Source organism: Serratia sp. 14-2641 (genome assembly GCF_001692375.1).
Classification (GTDB): Bacteria; Pseudomonadota; Gammaproteobacteria; order Enterobacterales; family Enterobacteriaceae; genus Chania; species Chania fonticola_C.
The window spans coordinates 1-18485 of the sequence record NZ_LXKR01000015.1; the positions used below are offsets into that span (position 1 = coordinate 1).

An 18485-nucleotide genomic window follows, 5' to 3' on the forward strand; every position below is an offset into this window, starting at 1 on the left:
TCCCACCTGACCCCATGCCGAACTCAGAAGTGAAACGCCGTAGCGCCGATGGTAGTGTGGGGTCTCCCCATGCGAGAGTAGGACACTGCCAGGCATCAATTAAGTAGAAAGCCTCATGCGAAAGCATGGGGCTTTTTGCTATGGGTCAAAAACAGAAAATGGCAGTGAAAGCCCCTCACCCCAACCCTCTCCCAGAGTACCAACCGAGAACATCCTGAACACTGGTGAAGGGGGAGAGGGAGCCGTCCGGCATCGTGGATGAGCCCGTACTGCTTCGGGAAGTGGGGGATTTGAATGGAGCCGTTGATGAGCCTGTACCGCTTCGGTAGTGATGGGTAAGAAGAAAGATGGGGGAATGTCAGCGGGCTCGAGCTGTTCCCTCTCCTGGGGTAGAGGGTGAGGGGAAGGGTATGACTCGCTCTGACAAATTAACCTGCCGGAAGACCCAGCAGGCTAACTCTTTGCAGAAGGGCCGAGTCAACCTCAGCCCAAATCAACACCTTAGTGTGCACTCCCCTGCGAAATCCCCAGCCCGGTTTGTGAACGTACAAACTGGGAACGGAATTTCACGCGTTCTTGCTGCCCAACCAACGAATTGTCGGTCACAGAGAAGAACCAGGTACCGATAAAGGCGACCAACATAGAGAACAGCGCCGGATATTCGTAAGGGTAAATCGGTTTGGCATGGCCGAGGATCTGCACCCAAATAGTCGGGCCCAGGATCATCAGGATCACTGCGGTTAACAGACCAAGCCACCCGCCGATCATTGCCCCGCGCGTGGTCAGGCGTGACCAGTACATGGAAAGAATGATGATTGGGAAGTTACAGCTGGCCGCAATGGAGAATGCCAGCCCCACCATAAAGGCGATGTTCTGCTTCTCAAAAAGGATCCCCAGCGCGATAGCTACCACCCCGAGCAACACCACGGTGATTTTGGAAACTTTCAGCTCATCACGCTCGGTCGCCTTGCCATTCTTGATGACGCAGGCATAGAGATCGTGAGAAACCGCAGAAGCACCCGCCAAGGTTAGCCCGGCAACTACCGCCAGGATCGTGGCAAAGGCCACCGCAGAGATAAAGCCAAGGAAGAAGTTACCCCCCACCGCGTTAGCCAAATGCACCGCCGCCATGTTGTTACCACCCAGCAATGCCCCACTGGCATCCTTGAAGGCCGGATTGGCACTGACCAGCAGGATTGCACCGAAACCGATAATAAAGGTCAGGATATAGAAGTAACCGATAAAGCCGGTGGCATAGAACACGCTCTTACGCGCTTCTTTGGCATCGCTAACGGTGAAGAAACGCATCAGGATATGTGGCAAGCCAGCGGTACCGAACATCAATGCCAGACCCAGGGATAGGGCGGATATAGGGTCGGAGACCAGTCCGCCCGGGCTCATAATGGCAAGCCCTTTCGGATGCACCTTCACGGCTTCGGCAAACAGGGTATTGAAGTCAAAGTTGACGGATTTCATGACCATCAGCGCCATAAAGCTGGCACCAGCCAACAGCAGCACGGCCTTGATGATTTGCACCCAGGTGGTAGCCAGCATGCCACCGAACAGGACATACAGCACCATCAATATACCGACCAAGATAACGGCGACGTGATAATTGAGGCCGAATAGCAGCTGGATCAATTTGCCCGCGCCCACCATCTGGGCGATCAGATACAGCGCTACCACCACTAGGGAACCACAGGCTGAAAGTGAGCGGATCGGCTTCTGTTTCAGGCGGTAAGAGGCCACGTCGGCGAAGGTATATCGGCCAAGGTTACGTAGCCGCTCGGCAATCAGAAACAATATGATTGGCCAGCCAATCAGGAAGCCGATGGAATAAATCAACCCATCATAGCCGGATGTATAGACCAGCGCGGAGATACCGAGGAACGATGCTGCAGACATAAAGTCGCCAGCGATAGCCAGGCCGTTTTGCAACCCGGTGATGCGCCCGCCAGCGGTGTAGTAATCCTGACGAGAGCGGGTACGTTTGGAAGCCCAGTAGGTGATGTAAAGGGTGGCACCTACGAACAGCAGGAACATGATGATGGCCTGGATGTTCAGTGGTTGGCGCTGCACTGCGCCACCAATGGCATCGGCATAGCTTAGGCCTGGCAGGGCCAATAGTGTGGCAGCTGAAAGTAGGCGCTTCATTGCTTCACCTCGCGCAGGATTTCAGCATTCAGGCGATCAAATTCACCGTTGGCACGGTAAACGTAGATCCCGGTTAACACGAAAGAAATCACGATCAACCCCACACCAACCGGGATCCCACGGGTAATGGTTAATCCGGGGCCGAGTGGAGTCCCCAGCCACTGAGGATCGAAGGCGATCAGTAAGATAAAGCCGACGTACAGCGCGAGTGTGATCAGTGACAGGAGCCAGGCGAAACGGCTGCGCTTTTGCACCAGCTCCTGAAAGCGCGGGTTTTCTTCAATCCTTTGATAAATATCTTCATTCATCCGAGTTTCTCCAATAGGTATTGAACAAGTACGCCACGCGATACCCTTCCAGCTGGCAAATTGGCGCTCTGCGGGCCACCTTCACCCATCCCAGCCAAATGTCTGGGATCGGCTTTACTGCAGTTGAAAGCTTTCAGGTATACAGGCCGTTCAGCTGCGCATGGCAGACGAACGGCCGGAGGCAGCGCGGATTAGGATGGAACTTTCATTGATTGTTTCTCTTCCAACAGCTTTTCGACTACTGCCGGATCCGCCAGCGTTGAGGTATCCCCCAGGTTGCTGGTATCACCGGCGGCAATTTTGCGCAGAATACGCCGCATAATTTTGCCAGACCGCGTTTTTGGCAAAGAGTCGGTCCAATGGAGAATGTCAGGCGTGGCAATCGGCCCGATTTCCTTACGCACCCAGTTACGCACTTCGGCATACAGTTCCGGCGTTGGCTCTTCCCCATGATTCAGGGTGATATAGGCATAAATCGCCTGACCCTTGATGTTATGCGGAATACCCACCACCGCGGCCTCGGCAATTTTGGGGTGAGATACCAATGCGGATTCAATTTCGGCGGTGCCCAGACGGTGGCCGGAAACGTTCAGCACGTCATCGACACGCCCCGTGATCCAGTAATAGCCATCTTCGTCACGGCGTGCGCCGTCACCGCTGAAGTACATGCCTTTAAAGGTAGAGAAGTAGGTTTGCTCGAAGCGGTCATGGTCACCGTACAGAGTTCGAGCCTGGCCCGGCCAAGAATCGGTGATCACCAGGTTGCCTTCGCAGGCGCCTTCCTGCGGTGTGCCCATATTGTCGACCAATGCCGGTTGCACGCCAAAGAATGGGCGAGTGGCGGAGCCAGCCTTCAGCTCGGTAGCACCTGGTAGCGGGGTGATCATGAAGCCACCGGTTTCGGTTTGCCACCAGGTATCAACGATCGGGCATTTTGCGTTACCAATCTTGTTGTAATACCACTCCCAGGCCTCTGGGTTGATGGGCTCACCCACGGAACCCATAATGCGCAGCGAATCGCGTTTGGTGCCTTCGATTGCTTTGTCGCCTTCGGCCATCAGGGCGCGGATTGCCGTTGGTGCGGTATACAGGATATTGACCTGATGCTTATCCACTACCTGTGACAGACGGTTTACGCCTGGGTAGTTCGGCACGCCTTCAAACATCAGCGTAATGGCACCGCAGGCCAATGGGCCATATAACAGGTAGCTATGGCCGGTAACCCAGCCCACGTCGGCGGTGCACCAATAGACATCGCCATCGTGGTAATCAAAGACGTATTTGAAGGTCAGCGCGGCGTAAACCAGATAGCCCCCGGTGGTATGTACCACGCCTTTCGGTTTGCCGGTTGATCCGGAGGTATAGAGGATAAACAGCGGATCTTCCGCGTTCATCTCTTCCGGTGGGCAGTCGGCAGATACGCCTTCGGTCAGCTCATGCCACCAGAGGTCGCGCCCTTCTTGCCAGTAGCCCGGCTTACCGGTGCGTTGGAAGACCACTACGTTGTTGACGCTTTTCACCCCTGGGTTCTTCAGCGCATCATCGACGTTCTTTTTCAGCGGTACCGCGCGACCAGCACGCAGCCCTTCATCAGCGGTGATCACCAGTTTGGAGTTGGAGTCGATAATACGGCCCGCTACGGCTTCTGGGGAAAAGCCTCCAAAGATCACCGAGTGCACGGCGCCAATGCGCGCACAGGCCAGCATGGCGACGGCGGCTTCAGGCACCATTGGCATATAGATGGCCACCACATCGCCTTTTTTCACCCCGAGCTTTTTCAGCACGTTGGCGAACTGGCAGACATCGTGGTGCAGCTGTTTGTAAGTCACTTTGGCTGATTGGGTAGGATCGTCACCTTCCCAGATGATGGCGGTTTGGTCGCCGCGTTCGGCCAAGTGGCGGTCCAGGCAGTTCGCCGCCAGGTTAAGGGTACCGTCTTCAAACCAGCGGATGCTGATATGACCAGGATCGAAAGAAGTGTTCTTCACTGAGGTATAGGGCTTGATCCAATCGAGGATCTTGCCGTGCTCGCCCCAGAATGCCGCTGGGTCTTGTACAGATTGTTGATAATACTGCTGGTATTGCTCCGGATTGATCAGGGCACGATCTGCAATTGCAGAAGGAATGGCGTGTTTGTGCAGTTGGCTCATGGTTTTTCTCCTTAGAATTGTTAATGATATGTCAACTGATGGTTAAGTATAGTTTGCCATGACGGTTTGTTTCTTTTTTGGGCGGCAGATCACGCAACGAAGATGTTGATTTGTAATAGTTACTGTCGTAATTGTGTTGTGTAACTGTTTGGTTGACGGTGAAAAGACGGTAATGGGCGTATTTCTGTTAAAAAAGTTTTTAGATAACTAAAAATATTAAGCGTGAGGCATCGGCTTGAGGGGGCAGGAAACAATAAGGCCGAGGTGATATTTTACAGCGAATGGGATCTTATTAAGGGCTGCTATAAATACTCAGCGCAATTGTTAACCCCAACCTGTCGGAGGCTTATTTTTTCTGCCTTTATTATGTTGGTTTTTTTGAAAATACAAACAAGAGGTCTGGTGAATGATTTTGTGGTTATTTATTAGTTATGTGAATCATATCGAGAGTTGTCTTGGTCTATTAAAGGGTCTCAGATGATGACTTTATTTTCTTTTATAAAACCTTTCATTAACAATAAAGAAACATTTTTTTAGACTAAATATGCAAATGAAATGACAAATCACGCACTTTTATTTGGGTTAAAAATCATCCTATCCTATCGGCTATTGTTCCGCTCAAGCTAAAATTATGTTTTTTAGAACAAGTAATTATGTTTCGATACGTTTTTTGTTTGTTGGTTTTTTGCTGGTGAAACGGACAAAACAGAGATGAAACAAGGCTTGCAGAAGCCCGCCTTCAGATGGTACAGATTCATACTGCGTTACACCAAGGGCAGTTGGCGCAGAGGTTCACAAACATAAGCCTGCAATAAATGATTAAGTATTCCTTCCGGAGCCTAGGTGCTTTTTAACACGTTGGCACGGAGTCTTTGAGGACTTTTTGGGTATGAAAAATGTAAAAATCAGCCTGGCCTGGCAAATCCTGATCGCGTTGGTATTGGGTATTATCCTGGGCGCAGTGCTGCATAATCAAACAGAATCACGTGAGTGGATGGTCAGTAATATATTGAGCCCCGCCGGTGATATCTTTATTCGTTTGATCAAGATGATCGTGGTGCCTATTGTTATTTCCACGCTGATCGTCGGTATTGCCGGTATTGGCGATACCAAAAAGCTGGGCCGCATTGGATTGAAAACCATTATCTATTTTGAAGTGATCACCACCATCGCGATCGTCGTGGGTGTGACATTGGCTAATGTTTTTCAACCCGGGCACGGCATTGACATGTCGGCGCTGACCGCGGTCGACATCTCACAGTATGAAAAAACGACGGAACAGGTGCAAAGCGGCTCACATAGCCTGGTGGCCACCATCCTTTCGTTAATTCCTTCTAACGTGTTCTCGTCGATGGTCAAAGGCGACATGTTGCCGATCATCTTCTTCTCGGTGCTATTTGGGCTGGGGCTGTCTTCCTTGCCGAAAGAGACCAAAGAGCCGTTGCTGAAGGTGTTCAAAGCGGTGGCTGAGAGCATGTTCAAAGTGACCCACATGATCATGCGTTACGCCCCAGTCGGGGTATTTGGCCTGATCTCGGTCACGGTAGCCAACTTCGGTTTTGCTTCGCTCTTGCCGTTGGCCAAGCTGGTGGTGCTGGTTTACTTCGCCATCGCCTTTTTTGGTTTGGTGGTTCTGGGGGCCGTTGCGCGACTGTGTAACCTGCGTATCTGGACGTTGATCCGCATCTTGAAAGAAGAGCTGATCCTGGCTTACTCAACGGCCAGTTCGGAAACCGTGTTGCCGCGCATTATCGAAAAGATGGAGGCCTACGGAGCGCCAAAATCCATCACCAGTTTCGTGGTGCCTACCGGCTACTCTTTCAATCTGGATGGTTCTACGTTGTACCAGAGTATTGCCGCTATCTTTATTGCACAGCTATACGGTATTGAGCTGTCGCTGGGGCAAGAGATCATTCTGGTTCTGACGCTGATGGTGACCTCAAAAGGGATTGCCGGTGTGCCGGGTGTCTCCTTTGTGGTGCTGTTGGCGACCTTGGGCAGCGTGGGTATTCCGCTGGAAGGTTTGGCGTTTATCGCCGGCGTTGACCGTATCCTCGATATGGCGCGTACGGCTCTGAACGTGGTGGGCAATGCGCTGGCGGTCTTGGTGATTGCCAAATGGGAACACCAGTTCGATCGTAAAAAGTCGCTGGCTTATGAACAAGAGTTCCTGGCCAGTAAAGTGACTCCTGCCAATCAGGCTTAAGTCGCTCTATCTCTTGCTCTCAAAACCCGCCGTCGGCGGGTTTTTTTATTGAATGATGGCTAAATTCCTTCAATACTGGCGCTCTCTGTAAGGCCTGCTCAGGATGAGATTTGCCCCATGAAAAGATATGCGCTGTTGCTGGTGCTGTTATCCCCCTATGTTCAAGGGCAGACGCTGGATGCCAACGATCCGCTACGGCGTGTCATTCTGGATCAGATGCGTGCCAATATCGGTTATCCCACCGATATCCAGTTTGTGGTTAAACAGCTGAGCGTTTCCGGCTCGCAGGCCTATTTCTGTGCCACCGCTAAAACCAATGACGGCAGCGGTAGTGCCAAAATTAACGGCAAAACGGTGGTCTACGATCGTGAATTGCAGCAGTCAGCGGAAGGCTTCTGGACGACGGTGAGCAATTTTGACTCCTATGTCGACTCACCGGCGCAGGCCCAATGCCATAGCACTATTCAAGATGAACCCGCAGCGAACGGGTGCCAAAACGTCGGCCTTTATGATGCGGAGCGTAAACCGTTGCTGGACGCGGTCCGGCGCAGTTATCAAGGGGGGATTGCCCAACCCAGATTTGTGGTTTCTCACCTGTGCTCAACCGGCAAGATGGCGTATTTCTGCGGGCGACTGGAAGGGGAAGAGAGCCAGGATCGGCAAGGGATGAATTACTACGATGCTGTTATGGCCAAAGATGCCAAGGCAGAGTGGCAGGCGCTGATGGTTGAGAGCAAGACCGTGGAGAAGTGCAACTTCAGTGGGCCAGCCTCGGCGATCACCGAACAAAAGCTGTTGGATGCAGTGAAGCAGCCACTCCTCTCGGTGGCTCCTCAGGAGATCGATGACGACCTCAAGGTTGAGATGCTCACCCAGTTCCAGCTATTCCAACAGGCGTTCAAGACGGCCGATATGGCCTATTTAAAGGCGCATATTGTCTTCCCACTTGATAACGTCGCTGACACCTTCCTGGCAGGAACGCCTGATGAACATCAACAGAGCATTACCCCTGCGTTGTTTGACCACTATGCGCAGCAAATCAGGGATGGTCTGAAGGAAATACCGCTGCTGGGGGTCAACCTCACTAAAAAGCAGGTGACTGATTTCCGTGTGAATTCATTAACCCCGCTGGAGCAGGCCAGAAAATACTTCCCAGCAGAGGAGAACGGGCAGTTCTATTACAATGATGGGGCGAAGAAAGTGCTGGTTGAAGGCACCTGCGATTCGGTCGGCTCGGGTGATTTTGAGGACGGAACGCTTGCCGTATTTATCGGCACGGGTTCCAACCTGCTGATCCCTGGGTTGTCAGAAGCCTGTGAGGGAGGTATGCGTGTAGAGTTTACTCTGCAACAAGGCACGCTGATGCTGACCAGAATTGATTTTGTCGGTTAAGCCGCTTACCAACCTAATCAATCTCTCACTTGCGCTGCATGAACTTACGCAGCGCTATCATGCCGGTCATCAAGATGGCTCCTGGCAACCAAACCCACAGTAATTCCGACATGATCACCGCATGCCCAGCAGGAGTCAGGTATTTCTCGAGGCTAAACGGCGCTACGCGGATCACCTGCCAGGGCGCAAAGAAACGCTCGTCACTCCATGGCCACAGCCAGCCGACGCCTTTGCCTCCTGTTGTCACCGAATCCAGCAAACTATGGGATAACAGCGAGATAAACAGGAACAACCAGGTCTTGACGGGGTTAGCCTTGAACCAGCGGTAGAACAGCAGTGCCAAGCTAGGCATCAGGAATGCAAACAGCAGTGAATGCGTGAAACCGCGATGACCAAACTGATTGCCGTAAGCCACGCCGAATTTAAACGCTAATACGTCGGCATCCGGCAGCATAGAAAGAACCACGCCAGCGAGCAGCAAGCGGGGCGGTATGATTTTCTGGCCCAGCCCTAAACCAAGGCATAACGGCACTGCGGCGTGGGTAAAGATCGTCGGCATAACTCTCTTCCATGATGAGGGGTAACAATTTGCTTATTATGGCATAGCCATATCCGGCCGATCGCCACTTCGCTGCACCATCGAAATAATGATGCCGAATAACTCTTCCTTAGCCTGGGCTGCCGTAATCGCACCACAGCTGGTGGCGTAGGATAGCCCTTCCGCAGAGCCGAGCATACCCCATAGCGCGGCGTCCTGAAGCTGGTTATCGCAGCAGAAGGGGGCAAAGATCTGGCGGCATTTCTCGATGAACACCACGGCGTAATCATTCCTGATTTTCTCAAGCTCGGGAGTACCGGCTAGTGCAGCCATGACGCTAGGCATCTCACGGCCTTGTAGCAACACGCACTCAATGTAGGAAGTGGCAATGACCGAGGATAAGGCTTCTAGCTCCGGCTTGGTATTCTGGATAGCTTCATCCATCCGCGCAGTTTGACGACTATCAAACTCTTGATACAGCGCGGCAAACAGGCCCGAACGGTTGGTGAAGTGATCATACACTACCGGCTTGGTGACGCCCGAGCGTTCTGCCAGGTGGCCGAGCGTCAGCGCTTCGGTACCTTCTTCATTAATGATTTCCCATGCGGTTGTCAGCAACTGCTGATAACGCTCTTCTCTCGATAGCCGAACTCGTGAATGTGGTTTGGAGATCATGGCAATATTTACCCGTTGACAGCGCTATATACTAAAGGTAACTTACCGACGGTAACTTACTGTTGGTATATAGAGTACGTTTTATACCTTGCCCTGACAATAGGAGCCGCCCCAATGCACGCGCTAATCGTTGTGTCTCATCCTCTCGATACGTCATTAACTCATGGTGTTGCAGCAGCCATTGCCGAAGGGATAACGGCAGCCGAGCCCGCCCATACGTTTGAAATTGCCGATCTTACCCAGGAAGGTTTCAATCCGGTGTACGGTGCCGCTGATATCGCCGCATTTTTAAAAACGGCCACCGTTCCAGCGGATATTCTGGCAGAACAGGCACGAATTGATGGTGCGGATGCCCTGGTTCTGGTGTTCCCAATCTACTGGTGGAGTATGCCTGCCTTGCTTAAGGGGTGGGTAGACCGCGTGTTTTCCAATGGCTGGGCTTATGAAGAGACGGCAGATGGGGCAGTGGTCAAAAAACTGGGGCATTTACCGGTTCATCTGGTTGCCCTGGGGGCGGCAAGCAAAGGCGTCTATGACCGGCATGGTTTTACCGATGCCTTTAACGCGCAGATAACACACGGTATTTTTGATTATTGTGGCGCTTCGGTTAAGACATCTGAAATGCTCCTGCTGCCAGAACTGGGGGAGCCTAAGGCTTACCTCGATGCAGCGCGTAACATTGGCAACGGCATCTTCCGGTCAGCATAAAGGAACTAGCTGGCCCTCAAACCATTGAGGGCCAAACTTGGCAGCGATCATTTAATTCCCAGCCGTTTTGCCAGGCGGTGCAGATTCCCACTATCCAGACTAAGTTTACGCGCCGTGGCCGCCCAATTTCTATCGCAGCTTTCCAGCGTTTTCTGGATCACATCGCGTTGAAATTGTTGGGTCATCGTGGCCAGATCGGCTTCTGTTACTGGCTCGTAGATGTCGTTATTAATCCTTTCCGCCATGGGTTCCACGTTTACATTAAGGTGCGTAGGCAGCAGCTCCAGATCGGCGTGGTTTTGCGTCGCGCGCGCTACTATCGCGGCTCGGTAAATAGCGTGCTCCAGTTCGCGAACGTTACCTGGCCACGGATACTGCTCCAGCGTAGATAACGCCGCCGAGGTAAGAGTTAATTGCGACAGACCCAGCTTGATACGGCAACGCTCGCAGAAGAAACCAGCAAGCAGGGCTATATCACCAGTGCGCTCACGCAAGGGAGGCACGGCGATGGGGAATACGCTCAGCCGGTGGTACAAATCTATCCTGAACACCCCGTCAACCGCCGCTTGTTTAAGATCACGGTTGGTCGCGGCCAGAATGCGCACGTTGACGCGCTTCACCCGGTCATCGCCAACGCGTTGCAGGTCGCCATATTGGATCACCCGCAGCAACTTGGCTTGCAGAGAAAGAGAGAGCTCTCCAATCTCGTCGAGGAACAAGGTTCCCTCATCGGCCAACTCAAACTTACCGATACGATGTTGGATGGCTCCGGTAAACGCGCCTTTGACGTGGCCGAATAGCTCACTTTCTGCGACGTTTTCCGGCAGTGCGGCGCAGTTGAGATACACCATTGGCTTGGCGGCTCGCGATGATTTTCGATGAATGGCTTGCGCCACCAGTTCCTTCCCCACCCCGGTTTCACCTGTAATCAACACGTTGAGATCGGAGTTGGCCACGATACCGATTTCCTGTTTCAGTTGGCGGACGAGCGGTGAAAGCCCAATCATCTCATCGCTGTGCTTGGCACTGTTGATGTGTTGTTCTGCCAACGGTGACAGCGACTGTTTTTCCAACATCTCCACCAGCAGAGCGTTATTGAGTGCACCAGCGGCCAGTGCGCCAATCAACCGGAGCTCTTCGTCACTGAAGCGATCGAACTGCTGCGGGTTCATGCTATCGAAGGTTAAGGCACCGATTAAATCCTGCCCCGCGAACAGGGGTAATCCGATGCAGGCATGCACTTTCAATTGGCCATGGCCGGGGATCAAGCCGTCGTAGGGATCGGGTAAATCGCTGTCAGACGGGAAACGTACCAGGTTGCCAGCACGAGCGATGGCTTCCAGCCTAGGATGTGCGTCAAGAGCGAAACGGCGGCCCAATACATCTGGCGCCAGGCCATCAATGGCCAAGGGGCGGAACTGTTGCCCTTCAAAGCGTAGCAAAGCGGAGGCATCGCAACGTAACAGCGTTCTTAAGCTATTGATTAAAAATTGGAAGCGATCGCGCTGTGTGAGGCCATTTTGTAAGTCTATTGCGATGGTGGCGAGCGACTGGATCGAGAGAGGCATGATTGTCATTCCGACACTGGATTGTCATAAAGACAATTTTATCCTGATGTCAATTTGACATCAATTATTAAAAAATAGATATAAAACAATAAAATAAAAACTGGCATGCCCTTTGCTCAATACCACTATCTCAACGTAATGATTAATCGCAAGGTAACGAGCATGGCAATCCAGGTAAAAAACAACATCCAGTGGGTCGGGCAACGTGATTGGGAAGTACGTGATTTTCACGGCACGGAATATAAGACCCTGAAGGGCAGCAGTTATAACAGTTATCTGATCCGTGAGGAAAAAACGGTATTGATTGATACGGTGGATCACAAGTTCAGCCGCGAGTTTGTCCAAAATCTGTCGGCCGAGATCGATCTGCAAACGCTGGACTACATCATTATCAACCATGCGGAAGAAGACCATGCCGGTGCGCTCAGCGAACTTATGGCACAGATCCCCAATACGCCGATTTACTGTACCGCAAATGGCATTGACTCAATAAATGGCCATCACCACCATCCCGAGTGGAATTTCCAGGTGGTGCATACCGGTGACAGTCTGGATATCGGCAATGGCAAGCAGCTGATCTTTGTCGAAACCCCGATGTTGCATTGGCCAGACAGCATGATGACCTATATCACCGGTGATGCGGTGCTGTTCAGCAACGACGCTTTTGGCCAGCACTATTGCGATGAGCATCTGTTTAACGACGAGGTCGATCAGAATGAACTGTTCGAACAATGCCAACGTTATTACGCCAATATCCTGACTCCCTTCAGCCGCTTGGTCACGCCAAAAATCACCGAAATTCTCGGGTTTAATTTGCCGGTGGATATGATTGCCACTTCGCATGGCGTGGTGTGGCGCGATAACCCAACGCAAATTGTGCAACGCTATCTGGAGTGGGCAGCAGACTACCAAGAAGATCGCATCACCATTTTCTACGACACCATGTCGAATAATACGCGCATGATGGCGGATGCCATTGCGCAGGGGATCAATGAAATCGATCCCCGCGTGGCGGTAAAAATCTTCAACGTGGCGCGCCATGATAAAAACGAGATCCTGACTAACGTCTTTCGCTCCAAAGGGATCCTGGTTGGCTCATCGACCATGAATAACGTGATGATGCCAAAGGTTGCCGGGCTATTGGAAGAGCTTACAGGCCTGCGCTTTCGCAACAAAAAAGCCTCGGCTTTTGGCAGCTATGGTTGGAATGGTGGGGCCGTCGATCGTATCCAGACCCGGTTAATGGACGGTGGTTTTGAAACTACGCTGGCGTTAAAGGCCAAATGGCGGCCCGATGGTAATACGTTGGAAATTTGTCGTCAGCATGGCCGCGATATCGCCCGCCAATGGGCCATTTCTCCTCTGCCAACAGGGAAAACGGTTTCCACAGATACCCCCACAGTGGCATCAACCACTCCGGCCCCCCTAAGTACTGAAAGCGCCGATTTGGGGCCATGCATGCAGTGCAGCGTCTGCCTGTGGGTTTACGATCCGCAGCAAGGTGAGCCGATGCAGGATGTTGCTCCAGGAACGGCTTGGCAAAACGTGCCAGACGATTTTCTCTGCCCGGAATGTGCGATGGGTAAAGAGGTCTTTGACACATTGAAGCCGGAGGCCAAATGAATCACGGTATCCTGATCGTTGGCTCTGGATTTGCGGCCCGCCAGTTGGTTAAAAGCCTGCGCAAGCAAGACGCTAACGTGCCGATTAGCCTGATTGCTGCGGACAGCTGCGATGAGTACAACAAACCAGAGCTGAGCCACGTCGTCAGCCAGAATCAATCCGCGGAGGCATTGACGCGGCAAACGGCGGGCAGCTTTGCGGAACAGTACCGCGTTACGCTGCATCCGAACACCCGAATCACCGCGGTGGATACCCAGCAAAAAACGGTAAGTAGCGATGAGCAGTGCTGGCCATACGATAAGTTGGTGCTGGCCATGGGGGCCTCGGCCATCGTGCCGTCAGTGCCGGGCCATCAACATATGCTGACGTTGAACAGCCAGCAGGAATACCGCCGCGGTGAAAAGGCGTTGTTACAGGCGCAACAGGTGTTGATCCTGGGCGGTGGACTTATTGGCTGTGAACTGGCCATGGATATGTGCCGGGCGGGCAAGCGGGTGACGCTAGTCGACAGGGCCTGTAGTTTGATGTCGACGCTGATGCCGGTTGAGGCCAGCAGTGGCTTACAGCAGCGTTTGCAGCAGATGGGCGTAGAACTGGTATTCAACCAACAATTAACGGCTGTTGAGCCACGAGATAATGGCATGCGGGTCACGCTGAACCCTCGGCGCGAGTTGCTGGTGGATGCGGTGATCTCTGCTATTGGGTTACAGCCGAATATTGCCTTGGCACAGCAGGCTAATTTGCAGGTTAACCGGGGCATCCTGGTTGATCGGTACTTGCAGACGTCGGCAAAAGACGTTTATGCGCTCGGTGATTGCGCTGAAATCGATGGCCAGCTAATGCCTTTCCTGCTGCCCATCCAGTTCAGCGCCATGGCTCTGGCGAAAAATCTGTTGGGGATGGCCGAGCCAGTGAAATTCCCCGCCATGTTGGTCAAGGTAAAGACGCCCGATCTGCCTCTGCATCTGGCGGGTGAAACCCAGCGCCAGGATTTGAGTTGGTCAATCACCGTCGATCCTCAGGGCATGATTGCCAAAGGGAGGGATCAACAGCAACAACTACGAGCGTTTATCGTCAGTGAAGATCATATGAAGCAGGTGTTTGGACTGTTGAAAGCCCTGAATGCCTGAGTGCGTTTGGTTCAGGTGGGTAGGGATGCCCACCTGATGCAATGCCCCGGTATCGGGGCTTTCTTTAAAGATGACGGAGGATATGCAGAATGTCATATTTCTATGTTCATAAATATAATTGTTATTTTACAGTCTGTTAAGGTTTTCTCTGCAACGTAACACAGACTGCTGCTACGCAACCCAGGATCATCCGTACTGCTTAATAGTAATTAATCATGAAGGTCACTGCCGCATCCGCTTTCCCCGGCGTTATTTGATCGCCGGTCTGTATGTATCTAGCCACCAGTGGCAACGTCTGCGTGGTCGCATCATTATTGACCATGTTAAAGCTTCTGCTACCAGCAAAATTGACCAGGGCAGGGGATGCATCATTGACACTACCATAGGCCATTTGAATACCTACCCCCGTAGCACTTTCCGCTCCAGTCTTAATCCCTAAAATCCCTTTGGCATTATCAATAATAGCGGTATTGGGGGCCAATTTAAGCTCCAGTGAATTAGAGGTGGAGCTGCTTGTTGGATTCCCCACGCTGGTATAACTTCTTACCTGAAACTTGGTACCGTGGAATCGTGGGCAATTAGTCAAACGTATTGATGCATCCTTCCAGGTAGAGGCAGAAGCAGGCCCCTTAAAGTTCTGAGCGATATTGACGGTTCCCATCGCTACATTCACATCTGGCGTTTGGCAAGTTTGTGACACTATATTGATGCTACCTGAAAAATTGATCGCGTTTAAACTCAGTGGAGAGCCCCCCGTTGGGGTCGCTTGCACAGAGATGCTAGGTAAATCACTACCCCTGATCGTACCTGGTGACACCGGCCCAATCTTAATCAATGTCAGATCAAATTCTGTACCAACCGTTGCCGTAAAGGGCACATTACTGCCAACAGGGATGGTTTGTCTGTCAGTTGGAAATGCCCTTCCCCAATAAGACACGACAGCCCCTATACCAGGTACACCTGTTTCATAAACCTGTCCTGGATAGGGTGAACCATTCCAGGCTGATAGAGGTTTTGGCGTGCTGGTAGTCACGTATCTTGCCAGTACGCTGTAACTGGTTGGTGACGAAGTACAAGTAAACGTGGGCGAAAGTGCGTTTCCTGCTGTAGCGTTGCCACCGACATAATGTGAAAGCAGTACGGTTCCATTCGGCGTATCCGGCCCAACGGTAATATTCTGAGCTTGCAGAGGTACCGTAGCTACCAACCTATTATTCCCAGCAGCAAACGAACAGGTTGCTGCACTCGCGCTATGTGTATAGATTGCCGCCATACCCAGCAGCAGTGCTATCAGACTCATTTTATTGATTAATATACTCATTTCTCTACCTTACGAACCGCTATATAAAAGGGTTTTATCGCTGCTGTTATGGGGCAATTAGCCTGATACACGTTGTGCTGAGCTGGTTTGGCACACCGAGTTAAATTGCTGAATAGCGTTCTGTGCATTGCTCTTTGCCTGTGGTATTAATCGGTAACCCAGGCTGCATTGCATTTCACGCCCCTCACCCCATTTCACTGTCAACTGCCCTTTATCCTGCGCCACACGCGCATGTACTTGCCCGCCTTGCCCCACGGAACCGACGCTGTTGCCCTTGCTATCAAATACCTCAGCGCCAAAGATCAATGGTTCACCTAGATATGTGGCATCGATCAGAATAGGGGTCCCTTTCTTGGTCTCATATTTCACTTTGACTACCGCACCCGCATGAGGAACGACTCTCTGCCGGGTGTTATCCAGCTCGACATTGGCAGAAGAGCCTTTCGGATCGATGCTGACGTCATTCAACTGATAGGCATTCAGATACGGTACTAGCGCATAACCACGGGAATCGATGGTCACGTTCTGATAAGACGACACACCAGCCCCCTCCGCCCCTTTGGCTTCAACCAGGGCATAAGTCTCCGAGGTATAGGGGGTAAAGGTCACGCCGCCGGAATGCCCGATCACTGTCCCGCTCATACCTGCCGCCATGCTGCTATAACCTTTGCCTGTGCCGTAGCTTCCGTTTACCGCAGTTGCTGAGTTGTTATAGCTACCGCTGACCGAGCCACTGCTACCCATTCCCTGGTTGGCATTCATCGCCGTTACTGCATAACCCAATTGACTCTGCTCACCTGCCGTACCGGTAATACTGACCTGCTGGCCGTAACGGCCACTGCTGTCGTGGGAAAGATCCGTGCGCAACTGAGGAGTATGCATCCTGTCTTCACGACCCAGCGGCAAGCTAAAGCTGAGCAGATAATTATTCTGGTTATTTCCCAGGCTGGAATAGCTGCGGTTGGCACTGATGCTATAGCTCAAGCGCTGGTATTGGTTGCTGTAACCCACCTGAAATTGCTTCTCGCTACCTTCTCTATTCCAATAGTTCTGCATTGAACCACTTATATTCAACTGCCCCCAGCCTTCAGCCAGCCCCTGTCCTGCCGTGACGGTGAAACGATTTTTGGCACGTGATACCGATTCAGGAGAATCCCCCCTGGTTACCGCATCACGGCTTTCCATGGCGGTCATAAAATCCAGATAACCGTCTGAGGAGAAGCGTGACGCCGCCAGCGACAGGTTACTATTGGTTTCAGCAATCACTTTGCTGTAACTGAGGTGATAACTCTGCCCCTTAAAGGTTTTACCAAGTTGCTCATCTGCCTTATTTTCTACCTGAGCACTCGCCTGTGTGACGTCAAAAGCCACGGCTCCGATGGGGGTACCAACGGCAGCACCTACCTGCAATGCGGTATAGCCCTGGCTTGCCTGTAAACCGGTGTAACCGGTGATGGTATTGGTCAACCCACGCTGATAGGTCAACTGATAGAGCTCGGGGTTACTACGCAGATTGTCGCTGCGTAATCTGCCAGCGGTAACGGCGTAGTGTGATGAGCCTGGGCGCAACAGTTGCGCCGCAGATGCATAGGGTACCCGGAAGCGTTGCTCAGTGCCGTCCGCTTCACGCACCGTCACCTCCAGGTCGCCACCATACCCGGTTGGATACAGATCGTTGATCAGAAACTCACCGGGCGTGACCGTGGTTTCATAGAGCACCTGATCGTTCTGGCGTACCGTCACTCTGGCATTGGTACGCGCAATCCCTCTGATATCTGGCGCATAGCCGCGTTGTGAGCCTGGCAGCATACGTTCATCACTGGTCAGTTGCAGGCCGGTGAAAGGCAAGGTGTCAAACAACTGCCCGTGCGTATTGGCTTGTCCAACGACTGCGCGGCCCATGATTTGCGGAATATCCCGCTGAAAATAGGTGTTGCGGTTGCTATATTGCGCAGGCCCGTTCTCCATCCAGTTGTAAGCACCGTTATGCCGCAAATACCAGGCGTCAATATTCAACCCTGCGTTCACCCCGGCATACAGTGAGTTAAAGGTTTCGCCTCGTGACTCACTGGAATATCCATTCACGTTATAACCGAACATCAGGGCAGCAATACCGCTGTCCCACAATTCCGTGCTGACGCTGCCACGTGCTGATTTCAACATATAAATCTGAGGGATCAGTAAATCCAGACGCTGTTCGCTGCTGTCAAAATTAACTTGGGCGTCAGGTAATTTACGTTGCAGATCGACACATTGCACTGCTGTATCTGTAGTGTTTAAAACTTCCGCCGGTAATTTCTCATAATCAAAGGCGATGTTTTTTATTATTTCAGTGGTCAAACATGGATAAACCGATTTGTCTTCACGTGACTTAAATTCAATTTCTTTATTATCGACTAGCACATTGTTGACATATATCGCAGTGCGGTATATCCCTGGTAGTGCAGAGGCACCGTGGGTAAAACGGCTTAGGTCAACCGACGCCTCGTCATCAATTTTCAGGAAAAAAGCATCAAACTCAACACCCTGGGTATCTTCTTGAGGCGCTATGGCAACAGTATTAGCATTTGCACTACCAACAAAAAAAGTCGAGAAAATAACAAGGGCTAAAGGTGATAATTGACTCTTCAAGCCGTGGGGTAAAGCTTTTAACATGATAACTCTCTTGAAGATGGCTTACTGAATATTGATGGATGACTAGTTAAAGAAATT

At 51.8% G+C, this 18485-nt stretch carries 13 protein-coding genes and 1 rRNA gene; 6 read left to right on the top strand and 8 right to left on the bottom strand.

The features are described 5' to 3' along the window. Positions 1-94 (top strand): 5S ribosomal RNA (rrf, locus tag A6U95_RS07485); the annotation flags it as partial. Positions 95-501: 407 nt separating this feature from the next. Here the strand turns inward: rrf and actP are convergent. From actP to acs, 3 genes are all read right to left on the bottom strand, one after another. After that, on the bottom strand, positions 502-2154 hold the full coding sequence (actP, locus tag A6U95_RS07490; RefSeq protein ID WP_065684049.1) for a cation/acetate symporter ActP: 1653 nt from the start codon (positions 2152-2154) through the stop codon (positions 502-504). Continuing rightward, on the bottom strand, positions 2151-2462 hold the full coding sequence (locus A6U95_RS07495) for a DUF485 domain-containing protein (protein WP_021182245.1): 312 nt from the start codon (positions 2460-2462) through the stop codon (positions 2151-2153). Before A6U95_RS07495 ends, actP begins: the two co-directional genes overlap by 4 nt. A 191-nt stretch (positions 2463-2653) precedes the next feature. Beyond that, positions 2654-4612 (bottom strand): acetate--CoA ligase, encoded by a 1959-nt coding sequence (acs, locus tag A6U95_RS07500; RefSeq protein WP_024484748.1) that lies wholly within the window; start codon positions 4610-4612, stop codon positions 2654-2656. A gap of 889 nt (positions 4613-5501) precedes the next feature. On the opposite strand from acs, the gene gltP reads away from it, so the two are divergent. Beyond that, a complete protein-coding gene (gltP, locus tag A6U95_RS07505) occupies positions 5502-6818 on the top strand; it encodes a glutamate/aspartate:proton symporter GltP (RefSeq protein WP_024531058.1) in 1317 nt (438 codons plus the stop codon). Between the two features lie 117 nt (positions 6819-6935). Beyond that, positions 6936-8210 carry a hypothetical protein gene (locus A6U95_RS07510; protein ID WP_065684050.1) on the top strand — a complete coding sequence of 425 codons (1275 nt, stop codon included), beginning with the start codon at positions 6936-6938 and terminating at the stop codon, positions 8208-8210. Positions 8211-8235: 25 nt separating this feature from the next. Here the strand turns inward: A6U95_RS07510 and A6U95_RS07515 are convergent, their stop codons facing one another. Both A6U95_RS07515 and A6U95_RS07520 read right to left on the bottom strand, forming a co-directional pair. Further along, positions 8236-8769: a metal-dependent hydrolase gene (locus A6U95_RS07515; protein WP_065684051.1), complete on the bottom strand. Its 534-nt coding sequence runs from the start codon at positions 8767-8769 to the stop codon at positions 8236-8238. 36 nt (positions 8770-8805) lie between these two features. Next, positions 8806-9420 carry a TetR/AcrR family transcriptional regulator gene (locus A6U95_RS07520; protein ID WP_065684111.1) on the bottom strand — a complete coding sequence of 205 codons (615 nt, stop codon included), beginning with the start codon at positions 9418-9420 and terminating at the stop codon, positions 8806-8808. A gap of 117 nt (positions 9421-9537) precedes the next feature. Here A6U95_RS07520 and A6U95_RS07525 point away from each other — a divergent pair, with 117 nt between their 5' ends. Then, positions 9538-10131 carry an NAD(P)H-dependent oxidoreductase gene (locus A6U95_RS07525; RefSeq protein ID WP_065684052.1) on the top strand — a complete coding sequence of 198 codons (594 nt, stop codon included), beginning with the start codon at positions 9538-9540 and terminating at the stop codon, positions 10129-10131. Positions 10132-10178: 47 nt separating this feature from the next. Here the strand turns inward: A6U95_RS07525 and norR are convergent, their stop codons facing one another. Continuing rightward, positions 10179-11699, bottom strand: a complete 1521-nt coding sequence (gene norR, locus A6U95_RS07530; protein WP_065684053.1) for a nitric oxide reductase transcriptional regulator NorR — start codon at positions 11697-11699, stop codon at positions 10179-10181. A 162-nt stretch (positions 11700-11861) separates the two neighbouring features. On the opposite strand from norR, the gene norV reads away from it, so the two are divergent. Then, positions 11862-13322 carry an anaerobic nitric oxide reductase flavorubredoxin gene (norV, locus tag A6U95_RS07535; protein ID WP_065684054.1) on the top strand — a complete coding sequence of 487 codons (1461 nt, stop codon included), beginning with the start codon at positions 11862-11864 and terminating at the stop codon, positions 13320-13322. Continuing rightward, entirely contained in the window at positions 13319-14452 is a 1134-nt protein-coding gene (gene norW / locus A6U95_RS07540; protein WP_065684055.1) for an NADH:flavorubredoxin reductase NorW, read from the top strand. Before norV ends, norW begins: the two co-directional genes overlap by 4 nt. Positions 14453-14651: 199 nt before the next feature. On the opposite strand, the gene A6U95_RS07545 is transcribed toward norW, so the two are convergent. Both A6U95_RS07545 and A6U95_RS07550 read right to left on the bottom strand, forming a co-directional pair. After that, positions 14652-15773: a fimbrial protein gene (locus A6U95_RS07545; protein ID WP_083196330.1), complete on the bottom strand. Its 1122-nt coding sequence runs from the start codon at positions 15771-15773 to the stop codon at positions 14652-14654. A gap of 57 nt (positions 15774-15830) precedes the next feature. Beyond that, on the bottom strand, positions 15831-18428 hold the full coding sequence (locus A6U95_RS07550; RefSeq protein WP_083196331.1) for a fimbria/pilus outer membrane usher protein: 2598 nt from the start codon (positions 18426-18428) through the stop codon (positions 15831-15833). Positions 18429-18485 lie beyond the last annotated feature (57 nt).